Origin of the sequence: Agromyces bracchium (assembly GCF_009709675.1) — a bacterium.
Taxonomy (GTDB): domain Bacteria; phylum Actinomycetota; class Actinomycetes; order Actinomycetales; family Microbacteriaceae; genus Agromyces; species Agromyces bracchium.
The window spans coordinates 92,925-104,174 of sequence record NZ_WMLB01000016.1 but is presented as its reverse complement, the minus strand read 5'-3'; the positions used below and the strand labels follow the sequence as shown (position 1 = coordinate 104,174).

General features: G+C 72.6%; 11 protein-coding genes. 5 read left to right on the top strand and 6 right to left on the bottom strand.

What is annotated here, in order from left to right; genetic code table 11:
* The 4 genes from GJ743_RS19215 to GJ743_RS05385 all read left to right on the top strand — a co-directional run.
* The coding region (locus GJ743_RS19215; protein WP_230386524.1) for a VOC family protein at positions 1 to 747 on the top strand (747 nt) is incomplete at its 5' end.
* Positions 748 to 1,030: 283 nt separating this feature from the next.
* Positions 1,031 to 2,359, top strand: a complete 1,329-nt coding sequence (locus GJ743_RS05395) for a hypothetical protein (RefSeq protein ID WP_155050895.1) — start codon at positions 1,031 to 1,033, stop codon at positions 2,357 to 2,359.
* Positions 2,360 to 2,412: 53 nt separating this feature from the next.
* Positions 2,413 to 2,640, top strand: a complete 228-nt coding sequence (locus GJ743_RS05390; RefSeq protein WP_328288821.1) for a FitA-like ribbon-helix-helix domain-containing protein — start codon at positions 2,413 to 2,415, stop codon at positions 2,638 to 2,640.
* A gap of 61 nt (positions 2,641 to 2,701) precedes the next feature.
* A complete protein-coding gene (locus tag GJ743_RS05385) occupies positions 2,702 to 3,091 on the top strand; it encodes a type II toxin-antitoxin system VapC family toxin (RefSeq protein ID WP_328288820.1) in 390 nt (129 codons plus the stop codon).
* 3 nt (positions 3,092 to 3,094) lie between these two features.
* On the opposite strand, the gene GJ743_RS05380 is transcribed toward GJ743_RS05385, so the two are convergent.
* Complete coding sequence (locus tag GJ743_RS05380) at positions 3,095 to 4,939, bottom strand: aminotransferase class V-fold PLP-dependent enzyme (protein WP_328288819.1); 1,845 nt, start codon at positions 4,937 to 4,939, stop codon at positions 3,095 to 3,097.
* A gap of 434 nt (positions 4,940 to 5,373) precedes the next feature.
* On the bottom strand, positions 5,374 to 6,300 hold the full coding sequence (locus GJ743_RS19935) for a VOC family protein (protein ID WP_155050892.1): 927 nt from the start codon (positions 6,298 to 6,300) through the stop codon (positions 5,374 to 5,376).
* A 169-nt stretch (positions 6,301 to 6,469) separates the two neighbouring features.
* Here GJ743_RS19935 and GJ743_RS05370 point away from each other — a divergent pair, with 169 nt between their 5' ends.
* A complete protein-coding gene (locus GJ743_RS05370; RefSeq protein ID WP_155050891.1) occupies positions 6,470 to 6,679 on the top strand; it encodes a hypothetical protein in 210 nt (69 codons plus the stop codon).
* A 77-nt stretch (positions 6,680 to 6,756) separates the two neighbouring features.
* Here GJ743_RS05370 and GJ743_RS19210 read toward each other — a convergent pair whose 3' ends face one another.
* The 4 genes from GJ743_RS19210 to GJ743_RS05355 all read right to left on the bottom strand — a co-directional run bounded on the left by GJ743_RS19210 (position 6,757) and on the right by GJ743_RS05355 (position 11,231).
* The gene (locus tag GJ743_RS19210) at positions 6,757 to 8,100 is read right to left on the bottom strand and encodes a type I glutamate--ammonia ligase (RefSeq protein WP_196216926.1); all 1,344 of its coding nucleotides are present in this window, start codon (positions 8,098 to 8,100) and stop codon (positions 6,757 to 6,759) included.
* A gap of 77 nt (positions 8,101 to 8,177) precedes the next feature.
* The gene (locus tag GJ743_RS19205; RefSeq protein WP_196216925.1) at positions 8,178 to 10,037 is read right to left on the bottom strand and encodes a hypothetical protein; all 1,860 of its coding nucleotides are present in this window, start codon (positions 10,035 to 10,037) and stop codon (positions 8,178 to 8,180) included.
* 105 nt (positions 10,038 to 10,142) lie between these two features.
* Positions 10,143 to 10,331: a hypothetical protein gene (locus GJ743_RS05360; protein WP_155050889.1), complete on the bottom strand. Its 189-nt coding sequence runs from the start codon at positions 10,329 to 10,331 to the stop codon at positions 10,143 to 10,145.
* 249 nt (positions 10,332 to 10,580) lie between these two features.
* A complete protein-coding gene (locus GJ743_RS05355; protein ID WP_155050888.1) occupies positions 10,581 to 11,231 on the bottom strand; it encodes an NADPH-dependent F420 reductase in 651 nt (216 codons plus the stop codon).
* Between the last annotated feature and the right edge of the window lie 19 nt (positions 11,232 to 11,250).

The following is an 11,250-nucleotide window of genomic DNA, read 5'->3' as shown; positions in this document are numbered from 1 at the left end:
GGGCGGGCCTCGGCCACGCCGGCGCCGACGTCCTCGCCCGGGCCTGCGTCCGCGACGGATGCCGCGCCGCTCGTCGCCGCCGGGCCCGCCGAGCTCGAGCACGGCGAGGCCATGTTCGCGGCGTTCCGCGAGGCATCCGACCTCGACGACTGGCCGGTCGTGTTCTGGGGGCCGACCGCATGGTTCGACACGGAGTCGCTCGCGCGGAACGCGGCCCTCGCGACCGAGCTCGCCGCGCTGGACGGCGCCGACCGGCTGCACCTCGACCTGCGCGCCGACGGCGTCGCCGTGCGGCTCGCGCGCGACTTCACCGAGCTCGTCGAGGCGGACCTCGACCTCGCGCGCCGCATCTCGGCGGCCGCGGCGGCGTTCGGCGCGCGGTCGGATCCGTCGAACGTGCAGACTGTGCAGATCGCCATCGCGTCGAAGGCCGAGGCCGCGGTGCGGCCCTTCTGGCGCGAGCTCTTCGACTACGCCGAGCACGGCGACGAGGACCTCGTCGACCTCGACGGGCGAGGCCCGAGCCTGTGGTTCCAGGAACTGCCGCCCGAGAAGCCGCTGCGCCACGCGTTCCACCTCGACGTGTCGGTTCCCCGCGCCGTCGGCCGCGCTCGCGTCGAGGCGGCCCTCCGCGCCGGCGGGCGCATCGCCGCCGGCGCCGAGGAAGACGGATGGTGGACCCTCGCCGACCCCGCGGGCAACAAGGTCGACATCGCGATCTGGGCCGATCGGGAGGGAACCGGATGACCGATCGGCGCCACGCCGGGCGCGCGGGCGGCGACCCTGCGCCATCCGGAACCCACCCCACCGGCGACCTGGAATCGGACGGAGCACTGGGCGATGTCTGCTGGCTCGCCGCCACCTGCAGCGCATGCGGCGCGCTCGTCGAGGGCGGCACCTGCTGGAACTGCGGGGCACGTCGCTCGGAGTGAGCCGGAATCCACTCCTCCACAGGCCGCGGCGACGGCGCTCGCGCTTCCGATCCGGGCGCCGGCCGCTCCCGTTACCTCGGAACCGCGACGCTCGCTGTATGCCCACTCGAACCGGTGCGCCCCGCGCACGACTCATGCTCCGCGTCGAACTCGTTTCGATCGACGGCGACCCGCCTTGGCGGGCGATCAGCATCGACCCATCGCTCGGGCTTGATCGGCTCGCCGATGCCATCATGCTCGCGTTCGGGTGGACTGGCGCGGGGTCCTGGCGGTTCGGCACGATGCACACGCCGTGGTGGGGGCGCGATGCGGATGCGTGGGGCCCTGGCATCCTCACCCCGGCCCGGCCGATCGCGCGCCGGTCAGACCGGGCCGGCGAATACCGCTCGGGGTCGGACGGCTACGGGTACGGGGCGGCCGGCCATGGGTACGTCGACGACCGGTACGCGGATGACCCGTGCGGCTACGACCGCACGTACGAGCACGACCGCGAGTGGAACGTCGATCAGGTCGTCGAACGCTTCGGCGGCGAGCTCGAGTTCGAGTATCGCCAGGTCGACCTCGGCAGCGTGCGCGGCCGCGGAGCCGGGGCCGTGCGATCCGGCCCGACGTGGCGCCATCGCATCGTGGTCGAGTCGGCGCTCGACGCGGCGACGTCCGACACGTTCGCGCCGAGCGCCGCGCTGCTCGGCGGCGCCGGGACCGTGCCTCGTATCGGGACCGAGGCGGCATACGGCGAGCTTGGCGATCCATCGGACCGTGCCGCGCTCGACCACGAATTCGACCTCATGTTCGGCAGCACCTCCTTCGGCCGTCCGTTCGACGGTCCGACCTGGGCTCCGCTCGACACCGCGCTGAGCGGGTCGAGCGCACCCGCTCGACGCGCCCTCCGCATGGATCTCGTCGGGCTCGGCGCACTCGAACCACCCATCGTCGATGGGGAGCAGGTCGTTCGCGCCCTCGCCCCGATCCGGGAGCTGCTGCGGTCCAGCGCGGATCCCGACGGCGTCGATGTCGAGGCGGCCGGCGCACTCGGCGACGACCTGAAGGCACTGCGACTGGCCCGTGTCCAGAAGGGGATCCTCCGAACCTACGTGACCGTGCGCGACACGCTGCTCGACGATCCGCTCGCACTCTGGCACACGCTCGCGGAGCGCCTCATGCACGACTCCTCGTCGAGTTCGTACCGCTCGCGCTCCGACGTGGCCGAGCGCGCGGTCGACCTGGTCTGCGGCGATCGGGACGTGCGTCGCTTCGCGTTCGATGAGGCGCACCGGCAGTCATGGTCGGCGGCGCGCACCAGCGAGTTCGGGCCGACCCGGCTCGACCGGATGCTCGCGACGCTCGAACTCGTCGACGCCGAGGGCCGCATCGCCCATCCGAACGCCCGGGCATTCGGAATCGCGATGCTGCGCGGCGCCACGTGAGCACGCACGCATGCATAGTGCATGCATGCGTGCGGCATCATTGAAGGATGCCTGTGACCATCACCATCCGGGCCGTACCGGATGCGGTGCGCGACGAGTTGGCCGCGCGAGCGAAGCGCTCCGGTCGCTCGCTTCAGGAGTTCCTGACCGCAGAACTCGGTCGGATCGCCGCCACCCCGTCGGCGGACGACACCCTGGCCGCGATCCGCGAACACGCGCGTTCGTACCCGAGCGTGTCCACTGGCGACATCCTCGACGCGCGCGATGCCGACCGACACTGAACCGGGCCCGCCGCGCCCGCCGCGCCCGCGCGAGGTCCACAGAGCCGTCGGAGCCGTCACGGTGCAGCAGCTCGTGCTCGATGCGTCGTCCGTCGTCGGGCTGCTGCTCGACCCCGATGCGGAGGAGCACGCCATCGCGCCGCGCGGCAATCTGCACGCGCCGAGCGTCCTTCCGTACGAGGTCTCCAACGTGCTCAGACGACTGCAGGGTGCCGGCAAGCTCGCCGAACGGGACGCCGAGCGGGCGTTCGCGGACTACGCTGCCCTCGACATCGAGCTCTGGCCCTGGCCGACGCTCGGCGAGCGCGTCTGGCGGCTGCGCGGGAACCTCTCGAGCTACGACGCCGCGTACGTGGCGCTCGCCGAGCGCATCGACGCCACGCTCGTCACGCGCGATGCGCGCCTGGCACGAGCGCCGGGCACGACCTGCGCGATCACGGTCGTTGCGTAGCCCTCACGGCGTGAGGCACACCGCCGGCAGGTCGAACCAGCGGAGGTGCTCGAAGTCGTCCGAGAGGCGCGCGGGCGCGGCATCCGTCGTCGCTTCACCTGCAGCGGATGCCTCGGGCTCGCCCGGCCCGGCCGCGAACACCACTCCGGCCTCCGCGAGGTATCCGGTGAGCGCCGACTCGGGCGCTCGGTCGTCGTGGTGCGGGTACACGAGCCGGCCGTCGTCGTCGTACGACACCTGCGAGAGCCGCAGCGGCGGCTCGAGCGGTCCGCGGCGGTGGTGCCAGATGCCGCTCGCGGGGTCGAACGTGTAGTCCGGCAGCATCCGCCAGCCATCGCGCGCGACGAGCTTCACGGCCTCGACGAGGTAGTCGAACACGGGTTCCGAGATGAAGTAGTTGAAGTTGATGCGCACCCAGCCGGGCTTGATGCCCTCGCAGCCGCGCGAGATCTCGCGCTCGTACTCGTGCGAGCGCTCGATGTCGATGCCGAGCAGGTCGTGCCCGTACGGGCCCGCGCAGGAGCATCCGCCCCTCGACTGGATGCCGAACAGGTCGTTGAGGAGCGCCACGACGAAGTTGTGGTGCAGGTACTTGCCGCTCGGAGCACGGACGATGAACGACACGATCGACAGTCGCTCGGCTTCGAGGTTGCCGAGTACCTCGATCGCGGGCTCGTCGTGCCAGGCGGTGATCGCGCGCCGCAGGAAGTCGTCCTCGAGGGCGCGGATGGTCGGCACGCCGACGGCGTCCTTCAGGCCGAACACGAGCCCGGCGCGGATCGACTCGACGATGGCGGGAGTGCCGCCCTCCTCGCGGTGCGCGACGTCGGCCAGGTACTCGTGCTCGGTCGGGTTCACGAAGGCGACGGTGCCGCCGCCCGGGACATCCGGCACCCGGTTCGTCGCGAGCTCGCGCCGCATGACGAGCACGCCCGGCGTCGACGGGCCGCCGATGAACTTGTGGGGACTGAGGAAGATCGCGTCCTTGTACTGCCCGGACGCGAGCGCCATGCCGGGGTCGCCGTGCGTCATCTCGATGTCGACGTAGGGGGCGGCCGCCGCGAAGTCCCAGAACGACAGCGCGCCGTAGGCGTGCAGCAACGCCGAGATGCCCGCCGTGTCACTCACGATGCCGGTCACGTTGCTCGCGGCCGAGAACGAGCCGATCTTGAGCGGCCGGTCGACGTGGCGCACCAACTCGGCCTCGAGCACGCGGCGGTCGATGTGCCCATCGGGGTCCTGCGGGATCGTCACGACGTCGGCGATCGACTCGCGCCACGGCAGCTCGTTCGAGTGGTGCTCGAACGGGCCGATGAACACGACCGGCCGCTCCTCCGGCGGGATCGACGCGGCGAAGTGGTAGCGGTCGTCGAGGGCGGATGGCACGCGCAGCCCGAGCATGCCGATGAGCTTGTCGATCGCGCCCGTCGAGCCTGCACCCGTGAAGATCACGACCGTGTCGTCATCGCCGCCGACGGCCTCGCGGATCGTCGCGCGCGCATCCTCGCGGAGCCGGGTCGTCTGCAGGCCCGTGCCGCTCGACTCGGTGTGCGTGTTCGCGTAGCGGGGCAGCACCTCGTCGCGGATGAAGTCCTCGATGAACGTCAGCGCCCGGCCGGATGCCGTGTAGTCGGCGTAGGTCACCCGACGCGGCCCGTACGGACCCGGCACGACCTGGTCGTCGCCGATGACCGACTCGCGGATGCGTCGCACGAGCGGGGCGTTCCGGATCGCGTCGATGCGCGATCGGTCGGCGCCCGCAGCAGCGCCCGCACCAGCGGCAGCGGTGCCGGTCGGTCGCGCGTCGCGCGCGGCGGGTCCTGGGTCGTTCGCCTCGTCGAGGTCCACGGGAGGAGGGTAACCCCGTCCGCCGTCAGCGGCTACGGTCGCCGGTCCCGCGGTGGCAGCGCGAGCCGGCGGCGGCGATGGGAAGCGAACCGACGACGGGACGGGGACGCGAGCTGGCGACGGCAGCGCGAGCCGGCGACGGCAGCGCGAGCCGGCGACGGCAGCGCGAGCCGGCGACGGCAGCGCGAGGCCGCGGTGGCGGTAGCGCGAGACCGCGGTGTCGGCGCGATCCGGCGTGGGCCCGCTTCTCCTCCCGCCGATCGAGGGTCGCGGCATGCTCCCGCCGGAACCGAGGGAGAAGGTGGACCACGGCTACCTTTCTCCCTCGACCGAGCGCGGGACCATCCCCCGCATCGGCGGCCTCCGTCGGTGCGACCGGCGTCGCTGGAGACGAACATCAGCGCGACCCGCTGCCACGAGCAGCCGCCGCCCCGTCACTCCGGCCGCGTGTCCTCCGTCCGCGCCTCCTCGCGCCGCGCCTCCTCGCGCCGCGCATCCTCGCGCCGCGCCTCCTCACGCCGCGGCCCCTCGAGCCGCGCCTCCTCGAGCCGCGTCGACTCGCGGCCCCACCACGTCGTGAGGTCGACGCCGTGGTTCTCGGAGTCGGCGAGCGTCCACCACTCGGGCGCGAACGAGTCGTCGGCGATGCGGCCGCCGGCGGCGAGCGCGGCCTCGATGCGCGCGTGCACTTGGTCGTGGGGCACGCACACGTCGACGTGCATGCGTCCGCGGCGCGAACCGACCCGCTCCTCGGGCTGCAGGAACACCGACGATCCGCGGCGCAGCGGATCGACGAGGTGCGTGTCGTTCGGACGCACGTATCCGAGCACCGCCGTCCAGAACGGCGTGACCTCGGCCGATGGTGGCGACGCGATCGCGGTCTGCACGACCTGGAGCACCGAGACATCCGACGCCAGGCCGTGCTCGCGCGCGACCGACGAGATGATGCGGGCGACCTCGACGTCGCGCGCGCTGAGGTCGCGCACGTCGCGGCTGATGAGCTTCACCGCGACGCCCTCGTGCCGCAGGTCGACGTCGGGCTCGTGACGCGCGACCTCGTCGATCGCAGTGATCGAGGCGACGAAGCCCGCGGCCGCCGCATAGGACGGCGCTCGGAAGAACGCGTGCGCACCCCAGTAGAGCACGCGCCAGTCGTCGACCCCCGCGGCGTCGTGGAACTGCTGCGGCGAGATCGCCACGGGCGGTTCGGGCGCGCTGGTCGGGTCGGGCGCGCCGGTCGGGTCGGGCGCGCTGGTCGGGTCGGGCGCGCCGGTCGGGTCGGGCGCGCCGGTCGGGTCGGGCGGGTCCGGCGGCTCGGACGGCTCGGGCTGGGCGCCCTCCGGCGCGGCTGCGGCATCCATGCGCCCCATGCTCGCGGCACCGGCGGTCACCCGGCAAGACCCGTGGTACCGGCGAGCGGATGCCTCGATCCGGGCGATCCCCGAGGCGGCCGCGCCCCGACAGGAGGAGAATGGGCGGGCAGCGTCGGCGCGATCCGACCGTCGATGACGACCAGTCGAGGAGGACATCATGAGCGCTGCGACGAGCATCAACGACACGACCCAGCACGGTGGCTCGGCACCCTGGGCCGACCCCGGATGGAGCGGGGCCATGGCCTTCACGGGTCCGGTGCACCTGCACGACGGGTTCGAGGACGCCCCGCCGCGGCCCGCCACGGGAGGCCTTCGCGCGGCGATCGCGCGCCTGTTCGGCACGGATCGATCGAGTCGCGAGGGCTGACGCCCGAAGTCGGGGAGTCGGCCAAGGCTGACGCCCGAACGCGGCCGCGGGGACCGAACCCGGTCGACCGCCCTCCCTCAGTACCGCCAGCGCACGAGGTCGGCGACGTCCTCCGGCACGTGCTCGCCGTACGCCTCCCACTCGTGCTGTCGCGTCGCGACGTACGCGTCGATGAGCACGTCGCCGAAGACGCCCCGGTAGAACTCGCTCGACTCGAGCCGGTGCAGCGCCGAGCCGAGGTCGGCGGGCAGGGGGCGGATGCCGGCTGATCGCCGCTGCGCGGCGGTCAGGGTCGACGGGTCGACGTGCACCGGCTTCGGCGGCGTCGCGCCGCGGGCCACGCCGTCGAGGGCGGCGGCGATGATCGCGGCGACGGCGAGGTAGGGGTTCGCCGCGCCATCCGTCGGCTTCACCTCGATGTTCGACTGCTCGGCGCCCATGCCCGCCTGGCCCGGCACGAAGCGAATCGCCGCCTCGCGGTTGCCCGGCCCCCAGCAGATGTCGGCGCCCGCCCACGCGTGCGGGCGCAGCCGGGCGAACGAGAGCACGCTGCCGCCGAGCAGGGCGACGCCCTCCTCGAGGCGGTCGAGGATGCCGGCGATCATGTTCGCGCCGAGGGGGGTGACGCCGAGCTTGGCCTTCGGGTCGGCGAAGACGTTGCGCCCGTCGCGTCGCGCCGAGAGGTGCACGTGGCATCCGTTCGTCGAACCGCCCGCGATCGGCACGGGCGCGAACGAGACCATGAGCCCGTGCCGCTGCGCGACCCGGGTCAGCACGACGCGGGCCAGGGCGAGGTCGTCGACCGCCGCGAGCGGGTCGCGCGGCGCGAACGCGAACTCGAGCTGCCCGGTGCCGAACTCAGGATGCATCTGGTCGACCGGCACGCCCGCGACATCGAGCGCCTCGAGTGCCGCGAACGCGAACGCCTCGACCTCGAGCAGCGCCCGCGTCGAGTACGCCGGACCGGTCGTCGCGGGGACCGGCGGCTCGCCCTCGACGGGCGACGGGCGGAACACCGTGCACTCGAGCTCGAACCCCACCAGGAAGGTCAGCCGGGCGTCCTCGGCGTCGTCGACCACGCGCCGCAGCGCGGTGCGCTGGCACGTCGGGTGGGGTGTGCCGTCGAGCGAGAACAGGTCGGCGGGGGCCCACGCGAGCCGCGCCTCGCGGTCGAGCATCGCCATCGACGACGTGTCGGCGATGCCGCGGAGGTCACCCACCACGGGGTCGACGTCGCGCGTCGCGTTGAGGTGATCGTCGACCGAGAACAGCACGCCGGCACTGTTCGAGATCGTGACGCCGTGCGTGCTCGCCGACAGCAGCTTCCGGTGCGGCAGCACCTTCACGCGCGAGATGCCCGCGTTGTCGACATGGCACACGAGCAGGGCGCGAATGTCGTCGAAGCGCACGGATCGGTTCATGCCGGGTCTCCTCCCAGCCGGGGTCCCGGTCGGGGGAGGTCGGGCCCGGCGCTCGGGATCAGTATGCACCCGGGGCGTTACGGTCGGTTTTCGCCGCCCGGCGCACGCCCGGCACCGGCCGTCGCGCGGCGGGTGGCCCCCGAGGCCGTGCGACTCGGGGTCGCGGCGCTCCGTCTGGACCCGCCGGACCCCGCAGTCCGGGAGGCACCCGACCGCGACGTCGCGGACGATGCCGTGCGCACGGGCCTGGCCGGCAGCCACGTGAGGCTCCGCAGGTCGAGCGCGCGCTCGAACGCGACCCCGAACGAGCCCGGGCGGCGCAGGTCCACGGGTCGCGACCGCGTGCCCTCGCGCAGGTACACGGCGTGCGCATAGCCGGGGATGCGGCTCGCCGCCGACGCGTGGTCGAGTCGCACGTCCTCCACGGCGGGGCCGTACAGCCGCGCGAGCGGGCCGCCGAACCAGTCGCCGAAGAAGAAGTACCGTGCCGGATACCAGAGGTTGGTCCACCGGACGACCGCGAACGGCGCGGCCTCGTGCAGCCGGCGCTTGCGCGATCCGGTGGCGGGCCAGATCAGTCCGGTGCGGCCTTCGGCCGTGAGCCCGCGGTTCTCGGCGGTCGCCCGTTCGGAGACCGGAGGGCAGGTCACCAGCTCCCGGCGGGCGATCCGGTCGTCGAACTCCGCCCAACTCCGAGTGAAGATCCGGTCGGCGAAGTTCATCGGGCTGCCGAAGGTGACGAAGTCGGTGATGAGCCACGGATGCCCCGCCTCGCGCTGCGTCCGCCACACTCGCCGCTGGGCGTCGCGATAGGCGTCGCGTACGCGCGCGAGCCGCTCCCATCGCCGCGCGAAGTCGAAGCGGGTCCGGCCCGCCCAGCCCCGATGGAGATCGGCGGCGGCCGACTCGAGATCCGCGACATCCGCCGGATCGAGCGTGAAACGCTCGTTGCGCACGGTCCACAGGTAGGAGATCGCGTCGTACCCGATGTACGACCCGAGGCTGTGCGCGGCCACGATGATGCGCGAGTACCCCTTGTCCGAGTCGTGCAGGCCCTGCAGCAGGTCGACGATCCCCTTCCGGATCTCGTGCCGCGCGTCGTACGACCGCGGCGACGTGTCGAGGTACCGCACGACATCCACGAAGCTCTTCACGAGCCATCCGGGCAGCACGCGGCTCGCGAGATAGGCGACCACCGCGATCGCCGACGCGCTGCCGGCGAACAACGCGCCGATGAGCGCAATCGGGGAGTCGAACGTCGCGAGGTGCCGCACCGCGGGGACCGCCATGAACGCCCAGACCAGCGCGAAGACCGCGGCCCACACCACGACCCAGAGGCCGATGAGACCCGGGGGCACCAGCGGCAGCATGAGGGCGAGCACGGCGATGGCGGATGCCGCGATCAACGCCGGCGCCGCCCAGGGCGTCGGTGCGACGAGCACCCCGCTCGCCCACGCCAGTCCGAGCACGATGAGCCCGAGGAGCGCCACGCCGATCACGGCCCGCATGATGCCCGTCACCGGGAACATCACACGCCGGAAGGTCGGCCAGAGGTCGTCGAGCCGGTTGCCCTGCATCAGGTGCGCCCAGTGGTACTCGTAGATGTCGGTCTGCACGTCGAACTCGGCGCCTTCGCCTCCGTCGCCGGGCTGGGTCGGCGGGATGACGTGCATGCGCGCCTCGTAGTCGCCGACCTTCGACGGCCGCGAATGGAAGGGGCTGCCGTTCGCGATCATCGTGCTGAACGCGTTCAGCGTCTCGACCGGGCGCTGCTCGCCCATGCCGTGGATGACGACGATCGCCTGCCGGTGCCGCTGCGGCCGCTTCGCGCCGTTCGGTGCGGGGCCGCCGGTCACCGCCTCCGGGGCGTCGACGATCCCCGCTCCCTGCGCGGAAGTCGTCGTCGTCTGGTCGTCGTGGTGCTCGCCGTGCTCCATCGCGTCCTCCCCCAAGGACAGGCCGGGTCAGCGCACATGCTGCGCCGAGTCCCGACCGCGCGCATCAGGGATGGCACTGAGCGGCAGCGGCATCCGCCGGTCGCATCAGGAGACGGCGGGTACGCCCTTCAGCTCGGAGTAGCGCTGTGCATGGACCTGCGCCAGGTCGATCGCGCCCGTCATCAACGCCTCGGCGCACTCGCGTGCGGCCTCGTCGAGCTCGAGCTGTCGGCTGGTTCCCTCGGCGCTGGCCTGCAAGGCGCGCTTCAGGCGGTCCCGGTCTTCGTAGATCATGGTCTCCTCTTCTCGGTCGTCGGAGCGATCATGACGTCGTCGTCAACCGGTGCAGAGGAAGATACCGCGTCGCGGCCCCACCGCAAAGCGGAATGTGGACGTGTCGTCGTCACCTTCCGTTCGCGTCGCGTCCCCGCCCGGTTCGGCGACCGCCGCACCCGACCGTGCCGCGACCGTCATTGCGGGTGCCGTCCGCCATGCACCCGCAACGACGGTCCGGTCGGATTCCCGAAGCGCGAGACCGGCGGGTCAGGCCGCCACGGCGCCGCGCTCGGCGCAGGCGAGGTTCGCGACGAGCTCCTCGCGCGTCTGCGGCACCACGTACGCGGGCTGGTCGCGCTCGACACGCCAGCTCTCGGCGAGCGGGCCGACGTTCACGGTGTCGAAGCCGAACGCGTCGTACAGACGCTCGACGACCGCCGCGGCATCCTCGAAGTCGCTCGAGGTCGCGAGCGCCCGACGACCGGGCGTTCCGGCAGGAGAGCCATCCGTCGTGATGTCCTTCGCCATGATGTGGTTGAAGCCCTTCGCGACGCGGCTGTCGGGCAGGTGCGCCTGCAGCATGCCGGAGACGGTCGCGCGCCCCTCGTCGAGCGCGGGCACGTGGCCGTCGCGCTCCCAGTAGTAGTTGTTCGTGTCGATGACGACCTTGCCGGCGAGCGGCTCGACGGGGATCGACGCGTACGCCTTGAACGGCACCGTCACCACGACGACGTCGCCCGCCGCGCCGGCCTCGGCGGCCGTCGCGGCGCGGGCGCCCGGGCCGAGGTCCTCGATCAGCGCTGAGAGGGTCTCCGGACCCCGCGAGTTCGCGAGGACGACCTCGTAGCCGTTCGCCAGTGCCGCGCGCGCGACCTGGCTGCCGATGTGTCCTGCTCCGATGATTCCGAGTGTGGTCATGCTGAGGGGCAACGGATGA